General features: G+C 30.3%; 33 protein-coding genes. 29 read left to right on the forward strand and 4 right to left on the reverse strand.

Features of this window, described 5'->3' with window-relative positions; translation table 11 throughout:
* Positions 1-7 precede the first annotated feature (7 nt).
* Complete coding sequence (locus HN587_06705; protein ID MBT7903525.1) at positions 8-757, forward strand: hypothetical protein; 750 nt, start codon at positions 8-10, stop codon at positions 755-757.
* Positions 758-764: 7 nt separating this feature from the next.
* Positions 765-1316, forward strand: coding sequence for a cysteine hydrolase (locus HN587_06710; GenBank protein ID MBT7903526.1), 552 nt, complete (start codon positions 765-767; stop codon positions 1314-1316).
* 1 nt (position 1317) lies between these two features.
* On the opposite strand, the gene HN587_06715 is transcribed toward HN587_06710, so the two are convergent.
* Entirely contained in the window at positions 1318-1590 is a 273-nt protein-coding gene (locus tag HN587_06715; protein MBT7903527.1) for a hypothetical protein, read from the reverse strand.
* Positions 1591-1689: 99 nt separating this feature from the next.
* Here HN587_06715 and HN587_06720 point away from each other — a divergent pair, with 99 nt between their 5' ends.
* Together HN587_06720 and HN587_06725 are read left to right on the forward strand one after the other, a co-directional pair.
* Positions 1690-2262: an MBL fold metallo-hydrolase gene (locus tag HN587_06720; GenBank protein MBT7903528.1), complete on the forward strand. Its 573-nt coding sequence runs from the start codon at positions 1690-1692 to the stop codon at positions 2260-2262.
* A gap of 80 nt (positions 2263-2342) precedes the next feature.
* Entirely contained in the window at positions 2343-4865 is a 2523-nt protein-coding gene (locus tag HN587_06725; protein ID MBT7903529.1) for a DEAD/DEAH box helicase, read from the forward strand.
* A gap of 17 nt (positions 4866-4882) precedes the next feature.
* On the opposite strand, the gene HN587_06730 is transcribed toward HN587_06725, so the two are convergent.
* The 3 genes from HN587_06730 to HN587_06740 form a co-directional block, all read right to left on the reverse strand.
* Positions 4883-5095: a hypothetical protein gene (locus HN587_06730; protein ID MBT7903530.1), complete on the reverse strand. Its 213-nt coding sequence runs from the start codon at positions 5093-5095 to the stop codon at positions 4883-4885.
* 135 nt (positions 5096-5230) lie between these two features.
* Positions 5231-5506, reverse strand: coding sequence for an Lrp/AsnC ligand binding domain-containing protein (locus HN587_06735; GenBank protein ID MBT7903531.1), 276 nt, complete (start codon positions 5504-5506; stop codon positions 5231-5233).
* Between the two features lie 102 nt (positions 5507-5608).
* Positions 5609-6457: a zinc metalloprotease HtpX gene (locus HN587_06740; protein MBT7903532.1), complete on the reverse strand. Its 849-nt coding sequence runs from the start codon at positions 6455-6457 to the stop codon at positions 5609-5611.
* Positions 6458-6726: 269 nt separating this feature from the next.
* Between HN587_06740 and HN587_06745 the strand changes: the two genes are divergently transcribed.
* From HN587_06745 to HN587_06865, 25 genes are all read left to right on the forward strand, one after another.
* A complete protein-coding gene (locus tag HN587_06745) occupies positions 6727-8400 on the forward strand; it encodes a hypothetical protein (protein ID MBT7903533.1) in 1674 nt (557 codons plus the stop codon).
* Entirely contained in the window at positions 8384-8827 is a 444-nt protein-coding gene (locus tag HN587_06750) for an adenylyltransferase/cytidyltransferase family protein (protein MBT7903534.1), read from the forward strand. Before HN587_06745 ends, HN587_06750 begins: the two co-directional genes overlap by 17 nt.
* A gap of 85 nt (positions 8828-8912) precedes the next feature.
* Positions 8913-9434 (forward strand): nitroreductase, encoded by a 522-nt coding sequence (locus HN587_06755; GenBank protein MBT7903535.1) that lies wholly within the window; start codon positions 8913-8915, stop codon positions 9432-9434.
* Positions 9435-9967: 533 nt separating this feature from the next.
* A complete protein-coding gene (locus HN587_06760) occupies positions 9968-10972 on the forward strand; it encodes a 50S ribosomal protein L3 (protein ID MBT7903536.1) in 1005 nt (334 codons plus the stop codon).
* A 59-nt stretch (positions 10973-11031) separates the two neighbouring features.
* Entirely contained in the window at positions 11032-11907 is an 876-nt protein-coding gene (locus HN587_06765; protein MBT7903537.1) for a 50S ribosomal protein L4, read from the forward strand.
* Between the two features lie 34 nt (positions 11908-11941).
* Positions 11942-12202 carry a 50S ribosomal protein L23 gene (locus HN587_06770; protein ID MBT7903538.1) on the forward strand — a complete coding sequence of 87 codons (261 nt, stop codon included), beginning with the start codon at positions 11942-11944 and terminating at the stop codon, positions 12200-12202.
* Between the two features lie 38 nt (positions 12203-12240).
* Positions 12241-12963: a 50S ribosomal protein L2 gene (locus tag HN587_06775; protein ID MBT7903539.1), complete on the forward strand. Its 723-nt coding sequence runs from the start codon at positions 12241-12243 to the stop codon at positions 12961-12963.
* Between the two features lie 20 nt (positions 12964-12983).
* A complete protein-coding gene (locus HN587_06780; GenBank protein ID MBT7903540.1) occupies positions 12984-13367 on the forward strand; it encodes a 30S ribosomal protein S19 in 384 nt (127 codons plus the stop codon).
* Positions 13368-13399: 32 nt separating this feature from the next.
* The gene (rplV, locus tag HN587_06785; GenBank protein ID MBT7903541.1) at positions 13400-14095 is read left to right on the forward strand and encodes a 50S ribosomal protein L22; all 696 of its coding nucleotides are present in this window, start codon (positions 13400-13402) and stop codon (positions 14093-14095) included.
* The gene (locus HN587_06790) at positions 14092-15000 is read left to right on the forward strand and encodes a 30S ribosomal protein S3 (GenBank protein MBT7903542.1); all 909 of its coding nucleotides are present in this window, start codon (positions 14092-14094) and stop codon (positions 14998-15000) included. The genes rplV and HN587_06790 overlap by 4 nt, the downstream gene beginning before the upstream one ends.
* 28 nt (positions 15001-15028) lie before the next feature.
* Positions 15029-15232, forward strand: coding sequence for a 50S ribosomal protein L29 (rpmC, locus tag HN587_06795; protein ID MBT7903543.1), 204 nt, complete (start codon positions 15029-15031; stop codon positions 15230-15232).
* Complete coding sequence (locus tag HN587_06800) at positions 15229-15540, forward strand: translation initiation factor (protein ID MBT7903544.1); 312 nt, start codon at positions 15229-15231, stop codon at positions 15538-15540. Before rpmC ends, HN587_06800 begins: the two co-directional genes overlap by 4 nt.
* 19 nt (positions 15541-15559) lie before the next feature.
* Complete coding sequence (locus HN587_06805; GenBank protein ID MBT7903545.1) at positions 15560-15796, forward strand: ribonuclease P protein subunit; 237 nt, start codon at positions 15560-15562, stop codon at positions 15794-15796.
* A gap of 26 nt (positions 15797-15822) precedes the next feature.
* Positions 15823-16368, forward strand: a complete 546-nt coding sequence (locus HN587_06810) for a 30S ribosomal protein S17 (GenBank protein MBT7903546.1) — start codon at positions 15823-15825, stop codon at positions 16366-16368.
* A 148-nt stretch (positions 16369-16516) separates the two neighbouring features.
* Positions 16517-16921 carry a 50S ribosomal protein L14 gene (locus HN587_06815; GenBank protein ID MBT7903547.1) on the forward strand — a complete coding sequence of 135 codons (405 nt, stop codon included), beginning with the start codon at positions 16517-16519 and terminating at the stop codon, positions 16919-16921.
* 65 nt (positions 16922-16986) lie between these two features.
* Positions 16987-17553 (forward strand): 50S ribosomal protein L24, encoded by a 567-nt coding sequence (locus tag HN587_06820; protein ID MBT7903548.1) that lies wholly within the window; start codon positions 16987-16989, stop codon positions 17551-17553.
* A gap of 5 nt (positions 17554-17558) precedes the next feature.
* Positions 17559-18287: a 30S ribosomal protein S4e gene (locus HN587_06825; protein MBT7903549.1), complete on the forward strand. Its 729-nt coding sequence runs from the start codon at positions 17559-17561 to the stop codon at positions 18285-18287.
* A gap of 9 nt (positions 18288-18296) precedes the next feature.
* Positions 18297-18827 carry a 50S ribosomal protein L5 gene (locus tag HN587_06830; GenBank protein MBT7903550.1) on the forward strand — a complete coding sequence of 177 codons (531 nt, stop codon included), beginning with the start codon at positions 18297-18299 and terminating at the stop codon, positions 18825-18827.
* Positions 18828-18853: 26 nt separating this feature from the next.
* Complete coding sequence (locus HN587_06835) at positions 18854-19060, forward strand: 30S ribosomal protein S14 (protein ID MBT7903551.1); 207 nt, start codon at positions 18854-18856, stop codon at positions 19058-19060.
* 41 nt (positions 19061-19101) lie between these two features.
* Positions 19102-19494: a 30S ribosomal protein S8 gene (locus HN587_06840; GenBank protein ID MBT7903552.1), complete on the forward strand. Its 393-nt coding sequence runs from the start codon at positions 19102-19104 to the stop codon at positions 19492-19494.
* Between the two features lie 11 nt (positions 19495-19505).
* Positions 19506-20057, forward strand: coding sequence for a 50S ribosomal protein L6 (locus HN587_06845; protein MBT7903553.1), 552 nt, complete (start codon positions 19506-19508; stop codon positions 20055-20057).
* A gap of 84 nt (positions 20058-20141) precedes the next feature.
* Positions 20142-20753: a 50S ribosomal protein L32e gene (locus HN587_06850; protein MBT7903554.1), complete on the forward strand. Its 612-nt coding sequence runs from the start codon at positions 20142-20144 to the stop codon at positions 20751-20753.
* Positions 20754-20822: 69 nt separating this feature from the next.
* The gene (locus HN587_06855; GenBank protein MBT7903555.1) at positions 20823-21278 is read left to right on the forward strand and encodes a 50S ribosomal protein L19e; all 456 of its coding nucleotides are present in this window, start codon (positions 20823-20825) and stop codon (positions 21276-21278) included.
* 23 nt (positions 21279-21301) lie between these two features.
* Positions 21302-21877, forward strand: a complete 576-nt coding sequence (locus HN587_06860; GenBank protein MBT7903556.1) for a 50S ribosomal protein L18 — start codon at positions 21302-21304, stop codon at positions 21875-21877.
* A 57-nt stretch (positions 21878-21934) separates the two neighbouring features.
* Positions 21935-22804 (forward strand): 30S ribosomal protein S5, encoded by an 870-nt coding sequence (locus tag HN587_06865; protein ID MBT7903557.1) that lies wholly within the window; start codon positions 21935-21937, stop codon positions 22802-22804.
* Positions 22805-22927: the final 123 nt, after the last annotated feature.

Genomic DNA, 22927 nt, shown 5'->3' on the forward strand with positions numbered 1-22927 from the left:
AACTAATATGAGTAGTTGGATCAATTTCAAAGATAAGTTTAGACTATATGGCCAATTTTCTGCGAAAGAAATAAAAGGACTCATAATCACTATTTTAGTTCTATCATTTATTGTTTCATTTCGAAATTGGGGAATTGATAAATTTGATTTTGAATTTGGACTTGTGAATTTACTCGTCGCAATAGTTTTAGTAACCATCTCATTTGGTATTCGAGAATTAGGCCATAAAACTGCAGGAGTTTTAGTTGGGTATAAAGTTGAATATAAACCTTGGACTTTAGGACTTGTAATTGGATTATTGCTTGCATTTGTTTCTAATGGATATTTATTTTTTTTAGCACCTGGAGGAATTATGCTCCATCATCTTTCAAAACATAGACTCGGGAGATTTTGGTATGCGCCTGAAAATAGCACTCGAGGATGGTTATGTGCTGCAGGACCTATAACTAACATAATTCTTGCAATGATTGCAAAAATTTTATTTGTAAGTACTGGTTTTGGAATATTTCAAGAACTCGTACTCATTAATATTTGGCTTGCAGTATTTAGTATGCTTCCGATTCCTCCACTGGATGGATCTAGATTCTTTTTTGGGTCGAAACATTTGTATGTATTTAGTGTTGGCGCAATACTCGCATGTGCACTTTTTTTAAGAATATCCGAATATACTTTACTTTCATTATTGGGTGGATTATTTTTTGGTGCAATAATTTTGTTAATATTCTTTGTAGTTATTGATAAAAAGTTTACGATTTAGGTAAAAAATGAAATCTGCAATTTTAGTTATAGACATGTTATCTGATTTTTTTTTAGACAAACCTATGTTAAATGAAAAAGAATCTTTGGTTAAAAATATTAATTCATTAACCAAAACTGCTAGATCTAAACAAATTCCTATTTTTTTTATCCGACAAGAATTTTTACCCGATCTTTCTGATGCGTATTATTTCATGAAAAAACGTAAAGAATACACAACAATCAAAGGAACTGACGGTTGTGCATTTGTTAATGGGTTAGTTACTGAAAAAACTGATCATATTATAACAAAAAAAAGATTTAGTGCTTTTTTTAAAACTAATTTATTGTCTAAGTTAAACAAATTAGGAATTGATACTTTAATTATAACTGGAATTTTTTCTCATGCGTGTGTTCGCCAAACAACAATTGATGCGTATCAATTAGATTTTAACCCTATTTTGGCAAAAGAATGTATTTCTTCTTGGGATAAAAAACATCAAAAAGTAACTTTAGATTATTTAAATTTAGGTTTGATGATTCCTTTATTATCTAATTCTGCAATTAAAAGAAGAATTTAGGTTAACTCATTAAAGAGAAGAATGCTTTTTGACCTAGATAAATTATGATTGCCCAAGTTAAAAATGTTGTGAATCCAAATATTAGTAAAAGCATATATGCTCCGCAAAGAATATCTAGAATGGAATTAATTTCTGGAAAGAACAAAACTCCTTTGAATATTAAATAAACTACAAATATAATTCCAATTCTCCAATAAGAAAAAACTTCTAAGTGAAAGAGTAAAATAACTATTGCAGTTATTAAATCACCAATTCCTAAAATTTTTCCAATCATTAATTTTTAATAAATTGAGATAAATATTTAAATATAGTTGGTTTGATATTTTTTTCATATTATTAGATTCTGATAGTATAGATTAATTTGGAGACAATAATGATTTCAAAAGTAGCAAAAGATGTATGGAAATTTACAGGAGATGACATGGTTAATGTCTATTTTTTAGATTTTGAACAAAAAATCATAGTTGATTGTGGGAATCGATGTGATAGTGCATTAATTGATCAGTTCTTAGGAAAAGTCACTGATTTTAAATTTGTGGAAGTAGTAATTTTTACTCATCTACATTATGATCATATAGGTAATTTTGATTTATTTCCTAATGCAAAATTTTATGCGTCTTCTGAAGAAATTGCAGATTTTAAAGCAAGAAAAACTGTAACTGGACATTTAACTGAAGAATTTTTAAAAAAATTAGATTTAAAATTAGAAGTTTTACCTGAAAAATTTAATCGATTAGAACTGATTAAAACTCCTGGGCATACTCGAGGATCAATATGTATTTGGTATCCTGAAGAAAGTATTCTTTTTAGTGGAGATACTATGTTTGGGAATAAAATGTTTGGAAGAACAGACCTACCCACATCATCACCGGGAGATTTAAATAAATCTATTGTAAAACTTGTGGGTTATAATTATCGAATTCTGTGTTCTGGACATGATTATTAATTTTTTTCTCTTTTTTGCTCACTGGACACTGGACAGTTGCGTGTGAGCTATATAAACAAAGTTGTTATTACTAACTTATGATGGGATCAATTGATGCGATGGAACAAGTTATAACTCAAGGTGGTAAGTTTTATAATCTCACAGATTTTATTTATGGCAAACCCAGTACAACCGTTATTAATGGTAGAACTAATACAAGAACTATGAAAACTCTTGATGAAATGGAAAAAGAATTTGAGAAAGAGCTAGAACAAAAAGCTAAATTAGAAAAATTAAAACAATCAACTAAAACAAATTCATTAAAAAAATCTGAAAAATTTGAGAAGATAAGTTCAAATTCAGTACCTAATGTTAAAGAAACGTCTGAATTATTAAATACTCAATTAAAACCTAGATTGTATCAAGAAACAATACTTGGAACTTGCTCATTCAATAATACTTTAGTTGTTCTTCCAACTGGAATGGGAAAAACAATGATTGCAATGTTGCTTGCAGCAAATAGACTCAAAACATTTCCTAATTCTAAAATTTTAGTGCTTGCACCAACTAGACCTCTTGTTGAACAACATTTACATACATTTCGTAAGCACACTAACTTGACTGAAGATGAAACTGTTTTATTCACTGGACATGTTAAACCTGAAAAACGAGCAGAACAATGGAAAACTGCAAAAGCAATATTTAGTACACCACAAGGACTTGAAAATGATGTTTTAAGTGGCAGAATTAAACTTACTGAGGTGTCATTAATTGTTTTTGATGAAGCACATCGTGCGACAGGAGATTATAGTTATGTTTTCTTGGCAAAAAAATATGATTCTCAAGCGACCTATTCTCGAGTTTTAGCATTAACTGCAAGTCCTGGAAGCGATGCAGAAAAAATAATTGAAGTTTGTCAAAATTTAAAAATAGAAGCAGTCGAAGTAAGAACTGATGAAGATCCTGATGTGAAACCATATATTCAAGACGTAGAACTCAAATGGATTTCAGTACAATTTCCAGAACAATTTAAAAAATTACACTCTTATTTGCAAGAATCATATAAATCAAAAATTGCACAAGCAAAAAACTATGGTTATATTAAAAATGGTAGTTCGCCATCAAAAACAGAACTTCTTAGAGTGCAAGGATTTTTACATAAAGAACTTTCTAAAGGCTTTAAAGATGAAGGATTATTCAAATCAATATCTTTAATTGCGGAAGCTATGAAAGTTCAGCATGCAATTGAACTTATTGAAACTCAAGGAGTAACTCCGCTTGTTGAATATTTGGATAAATTAGAAACTGAAGCAGTTCAGGGAAAATCAAAAGCTGCAAAAAATCTTTCAATTGATATAAATTTTAAATCTGCAAAAATTATTGCAACAAGATTAAACGAAGAAGGAGTAGAACATCCAAAAGTTCAAACATTAGTTGATTTAATTACAAAAGAAACAATTAATCCAAATCAAAAAATAATCTTATTCAATCAGTACAGAGATAGTGCATTAAAACTTAAAACTGAATTAGATTTAGCAGGGATTTCAAATCAAATATTTTTTGGGCAAGCCAAGAAAAAAGGACGGGGCCATAGTCAAAAAGAGCAAAAACAAATTTTAAATGATTTTAGATTTGGAAAATTTCAAATATTAATTTCAACTAGTGTTGGTGAAGAAGGTCTTGATATTCCGAAAGTTGATTCTGTTATTTTTTATGAACCAATACCCTCAGCAATACGAACTATTCAGAGGCGAGGAAGAACTGGTCGAAGTGAAAAAGGTAAAGTATTTGTTTTAATGACTAAGGGTACGCGGGATGAAGGATATAGGTGGAGTGCACATCATAAAGAAAAAAGAATGTATCGTGTTTTAGAAGAAATAAGGAAAGGATTTGAAAAAGCAGGACTTACCAAACAAACACAAAAATATGTTAAACCTTTAGAAAAATCCGAATCAAAATTAACTGATTTTATTTCAGAAAAACCTTTGCTAATTTATGCAGATCATCGAGAAAAATCAAATACAATAGTTAAAGAAATGTCATCTCAAGGAATTCACATTGAACTTAAACAATTAACACTTGGGGATTATCAACTTTCTAAACGAGTTATTGTCGAACTCAAAAAAGTTTCTGATTTTGTAGACTCAATAATTGATGGTAGATTACTTGATCAAGTAAAACGACTCAAAAGTGAAGTTGAAAGACCAGTTATCATAATTGAAGGTGAAGAAAATATTTATTCACAACGAAAAATTCATCCGAATGCAATCAGGGGAATGATTGCAACAATTACAATTAGTTTTGGGATCCCAATAATTCAAACAAGAAATGTGTCAGAAACTGCAGCATTATTATTGATCATGGCTAAACGTGAACAAGATGAGTTTAGTAGTGAATATTCTATGCATGGATCTCGTAAACCAATTACTGTGAAAGAACAAGTGGAATATATTGTTAGTTCGCTACCAGGAATTGGTCCTGGACTTGCAAAACCATTACTTGAAAAGTTTAAGACAATTAAAAATATTGTTAATGCAACTGAAGATGAATTAAAAGAAGTTGCAAAAATAGGAGATAAAAAAGCTAAAGAAATACAAAAAGTTTTAACTCAAGAATGGATTTGAAAAACTTAGTTTTTATTTTACATTAATTCTTTTGTTAAATAATCAGTAATTAAAAGAATTATTATTCCGAGTCCTAATGAAACTGTGAAACTTGTGATTGGTAACTGAGGAACTAAGAATTCGTCTAATAACCCCCACACTCCTCTCCAAAAACAAACAACTGCAAAACCTATAAGTAGTGCGAAAATTATTTGGTGATGAGATTTTAATTTACTAATTCTTCTTAACATATTCGCACAAAAATCATTTTGAGTTTATATATTTAAGTATTTTAATGTGAGTTTTTATTTTTAAGAAAATAGTTGAGTTAATTATTAGCTGTTAATTGATATTGAATTAATAAAAAATGAGAAAGTTTATTTTATTTAATCTTCTTCAGGTTCTTCAATATCTTCGCCAAAATCATTTGCAGTATCTGCAATAATTAAAGTTTCACATTTTTGAATATCTTCAATAGTATTAATATTGTTTTGCATAAATTCTTCAAACGAAGTAGAAGTTTCACAATCAATCTTTACAATTAAATCATATCTACCATAAGTCTCATTAAGTATTGCTACTTCTTCAAAATTGTTCATTCTAGTTGCAACAAGCTTTTTCTTGCCAAATTTGGTATTTAATAATAGATATGCTGAATACATAATAAAAAGAAAAAGAGAATGGATTTATAAAATTTTTGCTCTTAAATTTAGGCATTGCTTTTATTAGTTTTAGTGAATTCTTTGCACGTATGGTGTGGGAACTTAAAATTTCATGTGCTTAAGCCTTTTAATGCGTTCTTCCATTGGTGGGTGAGTTGATAATAGTGCAAATAAGTTTTTTGAAGTGAATGGATTTATGATGAACAACGAAGAAGTTGCTTCTGAACCCAATTTCATTTTATTATGGTGTGAACTATTGTGAAGTTTTGCAAGCGCACTTGCTAGCGCTTGAGGATTTTTGATAAATCCTGCGCCAGTTTCATCTGCAAGGTATTCTCTAGATCTTGAAATTGCAAGACGAATTATTGTTGCAATTAAAGGAGTTATGATTGCTAAAACTAAAAATTGTAATATGTTTCCACCATCTCGATCTCGATTTCCAAAACCCCCAAAAATCGCACCCCATCTTGCTATAAATCCCACATAACTAATTACTGCGGCAATTGTTGCAGCAATTGTTTGAATTAAAATATCTCTATTTTTGATGTGTGCCATTTCATGTGCAATTACTCCTCTAAGTTCATCTTTTGAAAGTAATTTCATGATTCCTTCTGTGCAAGCAACAACTGCATGTTTTGGGTTTCTACCTGTTGCAAATGCGTTACTTTGTTCGGAAGGTACTATGTATACTTGGGGCATAGGAATTTGAGCTAAATGCGCGACTTCTTTTACAATTGAAACTAATTCGGGATAATCTTTTTTAGAAACTTTCTTTGCACGATAAACCATTAAAACAAATTTGTCTGAAAACCAATACGAACCAAAATTCATAACGATTGCAAAAATAAGTCCTATAGTTAAACCATTAAATCCCCCTAGTAGCCAACCTACTGCAAGTAATACTCCAGATAAAAGTCCTAATAGAACAACTGTTTTTAATTGATTTAACATGTGATCACCCAAGTACACAGAATATGTGTTATTTAATAATTATTATTTAGTATTTATTTTTGTTATTTGTTATTGAGTGTTTGTTATCAAAACTGATTTATATATTTAACCACTTTAAAATAATTTATTATAATTTAGTGAGATTCTAATTTGTTGTGAATTTTTTCATAAAACCATTTATAAAGTTTTTTTAGTATTGCTTAAATATGTTAATAACTATTCCTAAATTAATAAATACTACATTAAATTAAGGCTTCTAAGTGAATAATATGGATCCTGTAATGCTTAGCAAAGTTCTAAAACACTATAAAAAAATAGATGTACAACAAGCCATAATAGACGGAGCTACAGATAAAGAAATTTCAGGCAGTTATGGTGGAAAAGGATATACTAGAAGGCCTGATGTGTTACAATATCCTACCGACGTAATTGAAATGGTAAAAAAAGGAGTTACAAGTTTTCATGCGAGTGAAGAACTCTGGCGAAACCCTTTACAAATAAAAACCGGATCACCAAGAAGAGAAATGGACGATCTAAGAAAAGGGTGGGATTTGGTTTTAGACATTGATTGTACCTGGTTGGATTATAGTAAAATTGCAGCACATCTTTTAATACAGGCAATAAAATATCAGGGAATAAAATCAGTAAGTTGTAAGTTTTCGGGTAATCATGGATTTCATATTGGAGTTCCGTTTGAATCATTTCCTGAAAATGTTTTAGGAATTGAAACAAGAACATTATTTCCTGAAGGTCCTCGAAAAATTGCAGAATACTTAAAAGAAATGATAAAAGAACATTTATCTCGAGAAATACTAGAATTTGATAGTTTAGATGTTATAATGAAAAAGTCAGGAAAACCTTACGAAGAACTTGTTGTTGATGGGAAGTTTGACCCATTCACTATTTTAGAAGTTGATACAATTCTTATTTCTTCTCGGCATTTGTATAGGATGGCATATTCATTTAACGAAAAAAGCGGGTGGGTAAGTTTGCCGTTAGATCCTGACAAAGTTAAAGAATTTGATGTAAAAGACTCGTATTCTGAAAATGTAGTTGTTAATGATTTTAGATTTATGGATAAACGAAATATTGTTTTAGGTGAGGCTCGAGATTTGATAATTAAAAGTTATGATTTTGCCGCCGAGCAAGAACAAAAAAAGAAAAAAATCGCACAAGATAAAAAAGTTTTCAAAGTAGAAAAAAGAAATGAAGAAGTAGATCTTGAAAAATTTGAAATAAAAATTCCTGAAGAATTATTTCCACCTTGCATTAAAAAGATTTTTGGAGGGCTTGAAGATGGGAAGAAACGAGCAGTTTTCATATTAATTAATTTTCTTGCGAGTTGTAATTGGTCGTATGAAGATATGGAAGATTATCTTGAGCGATGGAACAAACAAAATAAAGAACCTTTACGTGAAGTTTATTGGAGGGGGCAATTAAGATATGCTAAAACTCAAAATAAAAAAGTACTTCCCCCTAATTGTAATAATAAAATGTATTACACTGATTTACAAATTTGTTGTCCTGATGGTATTTGCAGGGGAGTTAAAAATCCAGTTAATTATGCAGTTAGAAGAATGAAAAGTTTAATTGCAATTGAAAAGAAAAAAACTAAAACAAAAAATAAATCAGAAAACAAAAAAGAAACTTCAAATAAGAAAAAACAGGATGAGGATCAAGAAACAAATACTCAAGAAGCGCCCACTGATCAAGAAACAAATAATTCTGAAGGGTTAAAAGATCAAGACAAGTCTGATGAGTCAGAATCTTTGAAAAATGAAAATGTTTTAACTGTGGATGATGAGTCCGTTGATAATTCTACTTCTGAAGATGTTACCTCAGATGATTTGGTCGAATCAAATGACATAAGTAAATCTTCTAATCAAAATGGTTCCGTAGTTAATAAAAATAATATTGATAATGAAAATGACCGTGCAGAATAAATCCCTTAAACGAGTTTTAGCATTCGGAACATTTGATGTACTTCACAAAGGTCATAAAGATTTTTTAACACAGGCCAGACAATATGGCGATTTATTATTTGTGGTGATAGCTCGAGATAGAACAGTTAAAATTCATAAAAAAGTAAAATTACATCACAATGAAAATTATCGATTAAAAAGTGTGGTGGAATCAGGCATTGCAGATTTTGTACTTCTTGGAAATAAAAAACGTAAAATGGATGTTATTCGACGAGTAAAACCAGATATAATTTGTTTAGGTTATGATCAAAAACATTTTATTTTTGAACTTGAACAGTATATTGATCGGAAAAATCTTAAAATTTTAGTTAAACGATTAAATTCTCATAAACCGCACATTTACAAATCAACAATTATTAGAAAAAAGTTGAATGAATCTGATGAATGAATTGGATTAATGAGTGGGTGCATGAATATGTGTGTTAATAAGTGAGTTTGATAATGAATAAAACCAATAAATTGAGGTGTTATTGATGGATGTTAAAATAGCAATAAACGAACGAAAAAGCATAAGAAAATATCAAGAAAAGGAAGTTAGTTCTGAAATTTTACTGGAGCTTATTGATGCTGCAAGGCTTGCTCCGTCAGGAAATAATGCACAACCTTGGAAATTTAAAATAATTACTGATAAATCTTTGAAACAAAAGCTTCGTGAAAATAATATTTTTCCACAAGACTTTGTATATTCTGTTCCTGCTATAATACTTTGTTGTGCGGATCCAACTGAATATAAAAAGAATGTTTCTGGACTTGATGATGCTAATAACCTCAGAGCAGTTAGAGATTTGTCTATTGCCACATCATTCTTATTATTAAGAGCTACAGAACTTGGTTTAGGTACTTGCTATGTTGGTTGGATGAAAAAAGAAGAAATTTTGAATTTGTTAGAGTTGCCATCAGAATATGTTGTACCCTATATAATAACAGTAGGATATCCTGCAGAATCGCCTGATTCTAAACCCCGAAAAAATATTGATGAAATATTAATTAAGTGAATTGTAAGTGATTTGATCAGTTATAGGGTGTGTTGAATTATATGTTGAGTTTGCATAATGTGATAAGTTAGATTATATTGCTGTGAAATTGACCTTGTACTGTGGTTGATTAGTGGGATTATAGGGTTGGGTAGTATTGGCACGCAAGAGGAAGTTATACTATTGTGCGTTAGTATTATAATATAATTGATATTGTTGTAAAATTTGAGGTAAATTCCGCAATTGAGAACATATATTTGACCTAATTGTTTCTCGTATACCAAACTTTTATAAACAACCTGGAAATTTACTCAATAAATTAAAACTGATGTTTATAGCAGTTAAACAGTAAAAATAAATGTTTAATTGCTTCAAAAACTCTAAGAGCCTGAAAAAACGGTGTTTTCAGTACGAACGGGGTATTAATTCTCTGTTTCTTGCTTAAACGTTATGAATAGGTTCTTTAAACAAAAATCAATAATTCAATTGTGTTTTTTGCTTTAAAGACTGATTCTAAGGCTTTTATGACAATTTTAATCAAAGGTTAAATAAGAATGGGAAAAGTAACAGGACCAAGAAGCGGAAGTATGGCATACTGGCCACGTAAAAGAGCTAAGCGAGCTTATGCTCGAATTAGAAGCTGGCCAGAATATAAAGATGCACAATTATTAGGCTTCTCCGGTTATAAAGTTGCAATGACTCACGTTTTATTAACTGATAATCGAAAAAATAGTACTACGAAGGGATCAGACATTAATTTTCCTGTGACAATTATTGAATGCCCCCCAATTAAAATTTCTTCAATTATGCTTTACAAAAAAAATCCTTATGGTTCTAAACTTGTTAATCAAATTAATGCGAAAGCAGACAAAGAGTTAGCAAGAAAAATTAAATTACCAAAAAAAATTGATGATAAGAAAAAAGAAGAACTAAAAGCAGAAGATTATTCTGATGTAAGAGTTCTTGCTTATACTCAACCAAAATTAACTGGAATTGGAAAGAAAAAACCAGAACTTTTTGAACTTGCAATTGGTGGAAAATCAGTTGAAGAAAAATTAAATTATGCAAAAGAAATTCTAGGAAAAGAAATTGCACTTAAAGATGTATTTGGTGCAGGCGAACAAGTTGATTTTCACGTAATAACTAAAGGAAAAGGATTCCAAGGACCTGTAAAGCGATTTGGAGTAAAAATTCGTGGAAGAAAAAGTGAAAAAACTAAACGAGGACCTGGAAGTTTAGGACCTTGGTGTGGACAAGGACATATTATGTATCGAGTAGCACACGCAGGACAAATGGGATATCATCAAAGAATTGAATATAATAAAGTCATACTTCAAATTGGAGAAGATGGATCTAGCGTAACACCTAAAGGTGGATTTAACAAATATGGAGATATTAAAAATCCGTTTATTATTGTTAAAGGCAGTATTCAAGGACCTTCAAAAAGAATTGTAAAATTTAAAAAAGCATTACGGCCAAATAAAAAATATAATTATGGCGCACCTGAAATTCAAAATATAAGTCTTATTTCAACTCAAGGAACAAGAAAAAAAGCGTAATTAAATTACGTGTAAAATAATAATCAAAAATTTGGATAAAAAATTCAACAAAAAACAAAATGCAAGTCAAAATATTAACACAACAAAATAGCGAAAAAGGAAAAGTAAAATTGCCAAAGCAGTTTGACGAACCTGTACGACAAGACTTAATTAAAAGAGCAGTTGAAGCAATCCAATCTCATAATAGACAACCATATGGTGCAGATCCTGACGCAGGAAATAAACATTCTTCAAAATTATCAAGAAGAAGACACAATTACCGAGGATCATATGGATTCGGAATTTCAAGAGTACCAAGAAAAATTCACACAAGACGAGGAACAAGATTCTTCTGGGTTGGAGCAACAGCTCCTGGTTGTGTTGGTGGACGAAGAGCTCACCCGCCAAAAGTTGAAAAAATTTGGTCTAAAAATATTAATGTTAATGAACGAAGAAAAGCAATTAGAAGTGCAATTGCGGCAACCATGATTCCAGAATTAGTTGAAGATCGCGGTCATAAATTACCTGATACTTATCCATTCATAATTGATAATTCATTTGAACAAATCGAAAAAACTAATGAGTTTGAAAAAATTTTAGTAACATTAGGATTAACAGATGAATTAGGAAGAGCAAGTCGAAAAACATTTAGAGCTGGAAAAGCAAGACTTAGAGGAAGAAAATACAAAAAAGCAAAAGGTCCTTTAGTTGTTGTTTCAACAGAATGTCCATTATTAAAATCTGGAGTGAATGTTGCAGGAGTGGATGTTGTTGAAGTAAAAAATCTAAATGCGCAATTACTAGCGCCTGGAAGTGATGTTGGAAGATTAACATTGTTTACTGAGGCAGCAATTAAAAAACTTGAAGAAGAAAATTTATTTTCTCGGCGAGTAAATGATAAACTTGCTAAAAAAGTTTCAAAAAAAGAATTAAAACAAGATGAATTAGATAAATAAATCATAATTAAAAATAATAAAAAATTTAAGAAAAATGGATAGCTACAAAATAATCAAATACCCGCTTTCAACAGAGAAAGCAATAAGACTTATGGAATCTGAAAATAAGTTAGTGTTAATTGTAGAATTAAAAGCTAGAAAACCTGAAATCAAAAAAGCAGTAGAGGAAGTGTTTAAAGTAAAAGTTACAAATGTAAATACGTTAATTACAATGGACGGAACTAAAAAAGCATACGTAACTCTCTCTGAAGAAACACCTGCTTTAGATGTAGTAACAGATTTAGGATTAATGTAATTAAAATAAACAATTAAAAAACATATTAAGGTAATAAAATGGGAAAAAGACTTATTCAACAAGCAAGAGGAAAAGGCGGACCAAGATACCGTGCACCTAGCTTTAGATATGTTGGTGAAGCAAGACTTCCTATTTCACACTCAGACACAATTCAAGGAGTAATTCAAGATATCGTACACTGTCAAGGACATAGTGCGCCATTATTGCATGTAAGAATGGAAGATGGACGAGAATATGTTATGATTGCTGCGGAAGGAATGAAAGTTGGAGATATTATAACTGCAGGTCAAAATGCTGAACCCGTAACTGGAAATGTGATTTTTTTAAAAGATGTTCCTGAAGGAACAAGTGTATTTTTAATTGAATCAGTTCCTGGAGATGGTGGAAAATTTATCAAAGCATCTGGAACCTCTGGAAAAATTATTACAAAACAATCAAAAGAAGTAATTGTACAATTACCGTCTAAAAAAAGAAAATCATTCCATCCAAAATGTAGAGCTTGTATTGGAGTTGTAGGTGGCGGTGGAAGACTAGAAAAACCAATCCTTAAAGCTGGAACTAAATATTATATGATGAAAGCTAGGAATAAACTCTGGCCAAAAGTAAGTGGATCTGCACAAAATGCAGTAGACCACCCATATGGTAACAAGAGAACATCACGTAAATCCAAAGCAAAACCAGTTAGTAGAAATGCACCTCCTGGACGAAAAGTAGGAATGGTTGCTGCAAGAAGAACTGGACGTAAAAAAGGAAAAGATTAAATTTATACTATTGAGGAAAAATGGCTAAAAAAGAATTTACATATCGGGGAAAATCACCAGCTGACTTACAAGCATTAAGTCTGAAAGAACTTGCAGAAATAATGCCTGCAGGAATTCGAAGAAGACTTAGTAGAGGATTTACTGAATCGCAAAGAGTTTTTCTTCAAAAATTACACTCAGGTGAAAAAAGTATTAAAACCCACTGTAGAGATATGCCAATTTTACCCGAAATGTTTAATCAAACAATCGGGATTCATAATGGAAAACAATTTGTGGAAATTATTATTCAACCAGAAATGATTGGACATTATTTAGGCGAATTTGCACTAACACGGAAAAACGTAGGACACAGTTCTCCAGGAGTTGGGGCATCAAAAAGCTCAGCAAATGTAGGACGAAAATAAAATTATAATTAGTTAAAATCATAAATAAAAAAATGGCAAAATACAAATATGCATTTCAAGGATATAATGAAGAACTTATGGCTAGAGCTGTCGGTAGAGATATTTCTGCAAGTCATAAAGTTTCAATTGAAATATGTAATTTTTTAAGACATAAAAATTTACAAAAAGCAAAACAAATCCTTGCAAGAGTAATTGAAAAAAAACAAGCAGTGCCATATAAAAGATTTACCAATGGTCCTGGACACAAACCAGGAAAAATGGCGTCTGGAAGATATCCTATTAAAGTTGCAGGATTACTACTAAAATTACTTGAAAATGTAGAAATTAATGCACAAAATAAAGGCCTTAGTACTGGTCAATTAAGTATTATTCATTTTTGTTCCCATCAAGCAAGTAAACCTATGAGGGGCGGACGAAAAGGAAGAGTTGCTATGAAAAGAGCACATGTTGAAGTTGTTGTTCAAGAAAAAGTTGAACAAAAAAAATCACGATCTAAATCTACAGCAAAAGTTGAAGCAAAACCTGTTGAAACAAAAACTGTTAAATCTGAACCTGTAGAAAAAGTTGAAGTTAAATCAGAAAAAGTTGAAGCAAAGGTAGCTGCTGAAGTGAAAGTTGAAAAAACTAAAACTGACACGCCTGTTGAAAAAACAGCAGAAGAAAAAATTGTTACTAAATCAGATTCAAAAGAAAAAGAACAAACTCCAAAGGGGGAAACTAAAGAATGATTGAACGATCAATTGTCGCGGATAATTTGAAAGAATTCCAAATTCAAGAATACATTACTAGTCAGCTTAAGAATTTAGGACAAAGTCACATTAAATTAAAGAAAACACCTCTTGGTGAAAAAATTATAATTTACGCATCACGACCAGGACTTATAGTCGGTAGAAAAGGTCAAAATATTAAAAAATTAACAATCGATTTAAAAGAAAAATTTCATTTAGAAAATCCTCAAATTGAAATCAATGAGGTAGAAACACCAAATTTAGATGCACAAATTGTTGCTGAAAGAATTGCTAGTAATTTAGAACGATTTGGAACCAACCGATTTAAAGGAATTGGTCATAAAGTTATGTCTGATGTTATGTCTTCAGGCGCACTTGGTGTAGAATTATTATTATCTGGAAAAATTCCAAGTTCAAGAGCGAGAAGATGGAGATTTTACCAAGGATACTTAAAAAAATCAGGAGATATAGCTTTAACTGGAGTAGATACTAGTTATGCTGTTGCAGGACTTAAAACTGGAATTGTTGGAATTCAAGTAAGAATTATGCCTCCTACTACAATGGTTCCTGACAATATTACTGTTTTAGATGAACCAATTGAAATTGTAGAAGAAATTATTCCTGAGAAAAAAGAAAAACCAAAACCTAAATCCAAACCTCGAGCTAAACCAAAAAAAACTGTAGCTAAAAAGGTAGCAAAACCTGTAGAAGCAAAAGTTGAAAAAGCTGAAGTAAAAGTTGAAGAAAAAGTTGAAGTAAAAGCTGAAGTAAAAGCTGAAGTAAAAGCTGAAGTAAAAGTTGAAGAAAAAGTTGAAGAAAAAGTTGAAAAGACTGAAGACAAGACTGAAACTAAAGTTGAAGAAAAAGTAGAAAAAACTGACGCTACTGATAATAAAAAAGAATAATAAATTAAATTTATAATACTAAACCAAAATGAAAATAAACGAAATACAAGGGATGACTGGAAAACAGATCCAAGAGAAACTTAATGAATTAAGAAAGGAATTAATTAAGTTGAATGCTCAAGCAGCAACTGGTTCAACTCCACAAAAACCAAGTTTATTGAGAACAACTAAAAAAACAATTGCTAAATTACTTAAAGTTCAATCACAACAATCAAAGGAGGAAATGAAATAATGAGTGAAATTTGCTCAACATGCGGTTTACCGAAAGAGTTGTGTGTTTGTGAATCTATCGCAAAAGAATCACAATTAATCGAAGTTACAACAATCAAAAAAAAATTTGGTAAACAATATACAGTTATTTCAGGAATTGACCAAAAAGAAATTGACATGGGTAATCTTGTAAAAAAACTCAAAGCAAAATTCGCTTGCGGGGGAACAATTAAAGCCCACAAAATTGAGTTACAAGGAAATCATAAACAAAATGTCAGAAGCGCATTAATCTCGCTTGGTTTTTCACCTGAAACAATAATTGTCAAATAACTGCATTAAGCCTTGAAAAATGAAAGGCGAAATCATAGGTTCAAATGTTTTGGTAATAAACTCCCAAAACCGCGGCCAAATAGGCATACAAGGAAAACTTGTTGATGAAACAAAAAACACAATCAAAATCAAAACACCCGACGGTGTTAAAACATTAATCAAAACACAAATCATAATCAAAATTCAAAAAACAAGCGAAATAATTCATATGAATGAACTCGCAATTAAACCCGAAGAAAGAATAAAAAAACTATAATAAAAATTATAATTCATGGTGATTAAATGAAAAGTACAAACATCGGTTTTGGAATACCTATACCAAAGGAAACATGTGAGGATAAATCTTGTCCATTCCACGGACAAATTAAGATTAGAGGTAAATCCTTTACTGGAGTGGTAGTTTCAGATAAACGACAAAAAACAGTAACTGTAATGTGGGAAGGAAGAAAATTCATTCCTAAGTATGAAAGATACAAAAAAACAAGAACTAAAATTCAAGCACATAATCCTCTCTGTATTAATGCAGAAGAAGGAGATATGGTTAAAATTTATGAAACAAGAAGAATTAGTAAAACTGTAAGTTTTGTAGTTGTTCAAAAGTTTGATAAAGATCGAGAATACTTTTTAGAAAAAGAAGCAAAAGAAGAAACTGTAGAACGAGAAGAAGCACAACATCACAAACATAAATCAACTCATACTGAAAAATCTAAAGCTACAGAGAAAAAAGTTGTAGTTGATGAAAAAAAAGTTGAAGAAAATGAAGTTGCTGTCGAAGAATCTGAAAAAGTTTCTACCGAAGAAAAGATCGAAGATTTAAAAGAACCGTAAGTTAAAGAATCTGTTAAACCTGAAGTTGCTGACACTGTTGAAGAAGTTGAAGAGATTGAAGAAACAGAAGAAGATGATGGTTTTGAATCAGAAGAATTAGAAAACGAGAAAAAATAATAATTATAATTTATTTATTTGAGGCTAAAAAATGAAAGCAGTTAATGCAAAAGTATCAAGAGCGCTTACACAAGGGTCAGTATTAACCACTTGTGATAATAGCGGTGCAAAAGTGATTAAGATAGTCTCAGTTAAAAAACGTCAAACAACAACAAAAAAAAGAATGCCGACTGTAGGAGTGGGAGATATATTTTTTGCAAGTGTTAAAAAAGGAAAACCTGAGATGAGAAAACAAGTTGTATTAGCAGTACTTGTTCGTCAAAGAAAAGAATATAGACGACCTGACGGAACACGAGTTAAATTCGAAGATAATTCAGCAGTTATATTAAAAGATGATAAGGGAAATCCAAAAGGAACATTATTAAAAGGCCCAATTGCAAAAGAAGTGGCTGGACGATGGCCTGGGATTTCAAAAATTGCAAGCATCATATTATAATTAACACATAAATCAAAATAAAAATAAAAAATAAATTACAATTATACAATATAAGGATAAGAAAAATGAAAAAAGCATTTTCAACAAACTGGATTTCAAGTAAACAACCAAGAAAACAGAGAAAGTATAGATATAATGCGCCTCTACATCTTAAGAAAAAGTTTTTAGGAGTTCATTTTTCAAAAGAGCTTAAAACAAAACATAATACTCGAAGTCTTCCTGTAGTAAAAGGTGATAAAGTTAAAGTAATTCGAGGACAATTCAAAGGCAAAGAAAATAAAGTTGAACGAATTGATGTTATGAAAGGAAAAGTTTTCATAACTGGAATTGAAAGATCAAAAAAAGATGGATCTAAATCATTATATCCCTTTCAACCATCAAATTTACTTATTACTGAATTAAACTTAAGAGATGTTAAAAGAAAAGAAAAACTGGAAATGAAATCAGCTGGTTCATCTGTTAAATTACAATCAAAAGAAACTCAAGCAAAAAAAGAATTAAAACAAGACGCTAAAGTAGACACTAGCAAAGATGTTAAAATCGACGCTAAACCTGAAGTGAAAACAATTCCTGAAAAAAAGGAAACTACTAAAGAAGAAGTTAAATCTGCTGAGAAAAAAACTAAGGAATAAAAAAAATGGTAAAAAATCATCTCAAAAGCATATCTGCACCAAAAACTTGGAGAATCGAGCGTAAAAAAACTAAATTTATTACTCGACCAAAACCTGGAGCACATAAATTAGAATATGGAATTTCATTATCTTTATTGATGCGTGAAATGATTAAAGTAGCAAAAACATCAAAAGAAGTTAAATACATTTTAAATCATAAAGACGTTATTGTCGACGGTAAAAAAAGAGTAGATCCAAGAGTTCCAGTAGGACTAATGGATGTAGTTTATTTCCCTTCATTAAACTTAGCATATCGAATGAGTCTTGATGAAAAAGGAAAACTCGCGGCAGTAAAAGTTGATGAAAAAGAAGCAAATATTAAAATTTGTAGAATCTTAAATAAAAGATGGGTTAATGTTTCAACTAAAGACAAAAAAAGAGCAACTAAAATGCAATTTTGTTTAAGTGATGGGCGAAATTTATTATTAGAAAAAGATAATTCCGAATACAAAACAGGAGATTCATTTTTATTAAGAACACCATCTCAAGATATTGCAGAACATTTAAAATTTGAAAAAGGAGTTCCAGTATTTTTAATTGGTGGACGACATGCAGGACAAGTTGGACTAATTGAAGAAATAATGGAAAAGAAAATTTTATTCAAATCTAAAACTAATCAAATTTATGAAACATCAAAAGAATACGCAGTTGTTATAGGAAAAAAACAACCATTAGTAACTTTAATCCAAAAATAAAACTAAAAAATGGCAGACAAAACACAAAATCCAATGAGAGAAATCCGAATTGAGAAGGTTACCTTAAATATAGGTGCTGGCAAGGATCAGAATAAATTAAGTAAGGGTATTAAACTATTAACTTCATTAACTAATAAACAACCAATTAAAACAAAAACATCCAAAAGAATTCCTGGATGGGGACTTAGACCTGGACTTCCAATTGGTTGTAAAGTAACTGTAAGAAATGAGGATGCTCAAATATTGTTAAAGAGACTTCTTACAGCAGTAGATTTATTATTAAAAGAAAGTCAATTTGATGAGAATGGAAATATATCTTTTGGAGTTAAGGAGTGTATTGATATTCCTGAATTAAAATATGATCCTGAAATTGGAATTATGGGACTTCAAGTTTGCATAACTCTTGAAAGACGTGGATTTAGAGTTAAGAAAAGAAGAACAAGACCTGGAGTCTTACGTCAGAATCATAAAATTTCAAAATTAAATTCAATTGAATATATGAAATCACAATTCCAAGTTAAACTTCCAGAGGATGAATAAAAATGACTACTAGCGATCATAAAAAAATGTTATCACAACTTTCAGTTAAACCTGCAAAGTATAAAAAATTCATAAAACACAACAAACCAAAAGAAAGAAGTTGTGGGGTTGCTACAAAAGAATGTCGACGATGTGGAAGAAATAGAGGTCATATTGATAAATATGGTTTAGATCTTTGCCGACAATGTTTTAGAGAAATTGCAACTAAAATCGGATTTAAAAAATACAGTTAAAATTAAAATTATAAAAGTATGAACAATCAGGTGTAATAAAAATGTCAATGAACGATCCACTCGCGGCTGCATTATCCAAATTAAGAAATGCAGAAAAAGTATCCAAACGAGAATGTTTGATGAAACCAGTATCTAAAGTAGTTCAAAAAGTACTAGACATATTAAATGAAAAAGGATATGTTGGTAAGTACGAAATTAAAGATGATGGTAAAGGTGGATATATCCTATTAAATTTGTTAAATGCAATCAATAAATGTGGAGTAGTAAAACCAAGATTTGCAGTTACTTTAGATGATTACGAAAAATTTGAAAAAAGATTTTTACCTGCAAAAGATTTTGGAATTTTAATCATTTCAACATCACAAGGAATGATGACTCACTATGAAGCAAAAGAAAAAAAGATAGGCGGTAAATTAATCGCATATTGTTATTAATTTGATATAAAATGAGAGCAGACATAAAAGAAGAAATTGAAATCCCGCAGGGCGTAACAATTACTGTGGATGGAACTAATGTTATAGTAAAAGGATCTAAAGGAGATGTAACTAGAATCTTTAATCATCCTAGAATTCACGTAAGTTCCGAAGGTAATTTAGTTTTTGTCGACTCAAAAAATGCATCAAAAAGAGAAAAAACACTAATGAATACTTATATTGCTCACATTAAAAATATGATTAAAGGAGTTACTCATGGACATCTTTACAAAATGAAAATTTGTTCAGGTCACTTCCCAATGACTGCAGCAGTAAGCGGTAAAAACTTTGTTGTTAAAAATTTTTTAGGAGAAAAAAATCCGAGAAAAATGCAAATTAAAGATGGTGCAAAAGTAAAAGTTGAAGGAGATCAAGTAATTATTGAAAGTACTAATAAAGAAATCTCTGGACAAGTAGCAGCAGATATTGAATTATTAACTCGTGTTGGAAATCGACGAGATATTAGAATTTTCCAAGATGGAATTTTCATAATTGAAAAAAGTGGAAAATCCATGTTAGAATAAATTAATCAAAATTAATAAAGATCAAAGTTTAATTATTATAAAAATAAAAAAATAAAATTATTAAAAAATCATTATTCAAGAAAAATGGCAGACAAAGAAACCCTACTCAAATTGAGAACAAAACTCAAGAGAAAAAAACCAACTTTCCTTAGACAGGATGCTCATAAAGCAATGAGAGTTGCAAAAAATTGGAGAAAACCAAGAGGACTTCAATCAAAAATGAGACTTCATAAAAAAGGTTATTGTAGATCAGTAGAAATGGGTTGGTCAAGTCCAAATGCTGTTCGAGGTCTTAGTCGTGAAGGATTAGAATTAGTAAATATCAGCACTATGGATTTGTTATTAAAATTAGATCCTAAAAATGATAAATTAATTATTAAAGCAACTGTTGGACTTAAGAAAAGATTAGAATTACTTAAAAAAGCAGTAGAATTAGGCTTTGCAGTTCATAATTATGTAAGCGTTGAAAAGTTTATTCAAGAAAAAGAAGACATGCTTAAGAAAAAGAAAGAAATAACCGAAAAGAAAAAAACTGAGCGAAGCGGTAAACGAGCAGCAGCAAAAAAAGACGCAGAAAAAAAGAAAAAAGATGCTGAGAAAAAAGATGCTGAAAAAGCTGGCGAAGAAAAAGTTGACGATAATAAAAAAGAAAAAAAAGAACAAGATAAAGTATTAATTTCAAAAAAAACTCAGTAAATGCATAATATAATAATACTATAATAATATTAAAATAAAAAAAATATTAAATTAAAATAACTAAGAAAAATGAACCTAACATTACAAAAAAAACTTGCAGCAATTGTATTAAAGTGCTCTAAGAAAAAAATCTGGTGTGATCCGGAAGGAATTAAAGAGATTAAAGAATCTATTACTAAAGATGATGTTAGAAAAGCAATTAGTGCAGGTTCTATTCGAGCTAAACCTAAAAGAGGAATTAGTCAAGGAAGAACTAGAAAACAAAAAATCCAAAAAAGTAAAGGTCTTAGAAAAGGAGCGGGAAGTAGAAAAGGAAAACCAACTTCTCGAGAACCAAAAAAAGTAAGTTGGATGAAAAAAATTAGATTACAAAGATTATTTATTAAAGAATTAAAAACAAAAGGATATTTGACTCCTACTAATTATAGAATGTTATACTTAAAAACAAAAGGTGGCTTTTTTAGAAGTAAACGACACATCAAACTATATCTTGATGAGCATAAATTAGCAATACCAAAAAAATAAAATTAAAAAAATTATAATTGAAAATGAAAAAAGCACAAAACACTCGATCAGTCCCCTTTCGTAGAAAAAGGGAAGGAAGAACCGACTATAAGAAAAGATTAGCTATGCTAAAAAGTGGTAAGGCTAGACTTGTAGTTAGAAAAACACTAAAAAATATTTATGCTCAAATTATTAAATATGATGCTAAAGGTGATATTATTATTGCAAGTGCATGTTCTGAACAATTAAGAAAACTTGGTTGGAAAATGAATGCGTCTAATGTATCTGCAGCTTATTTAGTTGGGTATATGGTCGGTAAAAATGCACAAGAAAAAAAAGTATCTGAAGCAATTCTTGATTTAGGTTTACAAACTACTTTTGGAAAATCAAAATTATACGCAGTATTAAAAGGTGCGGTAGATGCAGGATTAAAGGTTCCATATTCTGATAAAGTATTACCGTCTCAAGATCGAATTGAAGGAAAACATATTGAAATTTATGCTAATTTATTAAAAGAAGATAAAGTAAAATATGAAAAACAATTTTCAAAATATTTAAAACAAAATGTTAAACCTGAAGAAGCTTCAAAACATTTTGAAGAAATTAAAAAGAAATTATGATAATTATAAAATTAAATTTTAAGTGATTAATAATCTTAAACCAATTTTGGATAAAAAATGGCAAAACAAGACAAAACAAAAACTGAAACAAAAAAAGACGCGCCTGAAGTAAAAACAGAAGTAGCAGAAGCACCAGTAGCAGAAGCAATTCCGGTAGTTGAAGGTGAAGCAGTTTCTTTAGCGACTGAAGCTGATGGAAAAGTTAAAGAAGAACCTGGTGAAGAAAAACCTCGATTTGTTTCAAACTTTGATTCTGACTCTTGGAGTCCAAAAACCGAACTTGGTAAATCAGTTAAAGATGGAAGCATCACGGATATTAATCAAGTATTAGATATTGGGAAAAAAATATTAGAACATCAAATTATTGACATATTAGTTCCAACATTAGAATCAGATTTATTATTAATAGGACAATCAAAAGGTAAGTTTGGAGGCGGTCAACGACGAGCATTCAAACAAACCCAGAAAAAAACAAGAGAAGGGAATAAACCAAGTTTTTCAACAATGGCAGTAGTTGGAGATCACAACGGTCATGTTGGAGTAGGATTTGGGAAAAGTAGAGAAACTGTTCCTGCAAGAGAAAAAGCATTTAGAAAAGCAAAACTTGCAATTGTTAAAATTAGAAGAGGCTGTGGAAGTTGGCAATGTAATTGTAACGACGCACACAGTATTCCATTTAAAGTTGAAGGAAAATGTGGATCCGTAATTGTAGTGCTTATGCCTGCACCAAAAGGAACTGGACTTTGTGCGGGAGGAGAGATTGCAAAAATCTTAAAACTTGCAGGAATTGAAGATGTATGGTCAAAAACATTTGGTAAAACAACATCTCGAATAAACACAATCAAAGCAACACATGCTGCATTACAACAATTAATGAAAACTAAAGTTAAAGAAGGACATTATGCAAAGCTTAACATTGCAGAATAATTATATTTCATAAATAATTCATATTTAATAAGTTAATAAAATTAAAAAAATGGCAGAAGAAAAACAAACAACAAATCCTGAAGCAAAAGTTGCAGAAAAGATTGTAGAAAAAGAATCAAAACC

Source organism: Candidatus Woesearchaeota archaeon, assembly GCA_018675335.1.
Lineage (GTDB): Archaea > Nanobdellota > Nanobdellia > Woesearchaeales > UBA11576 > JABJCP01.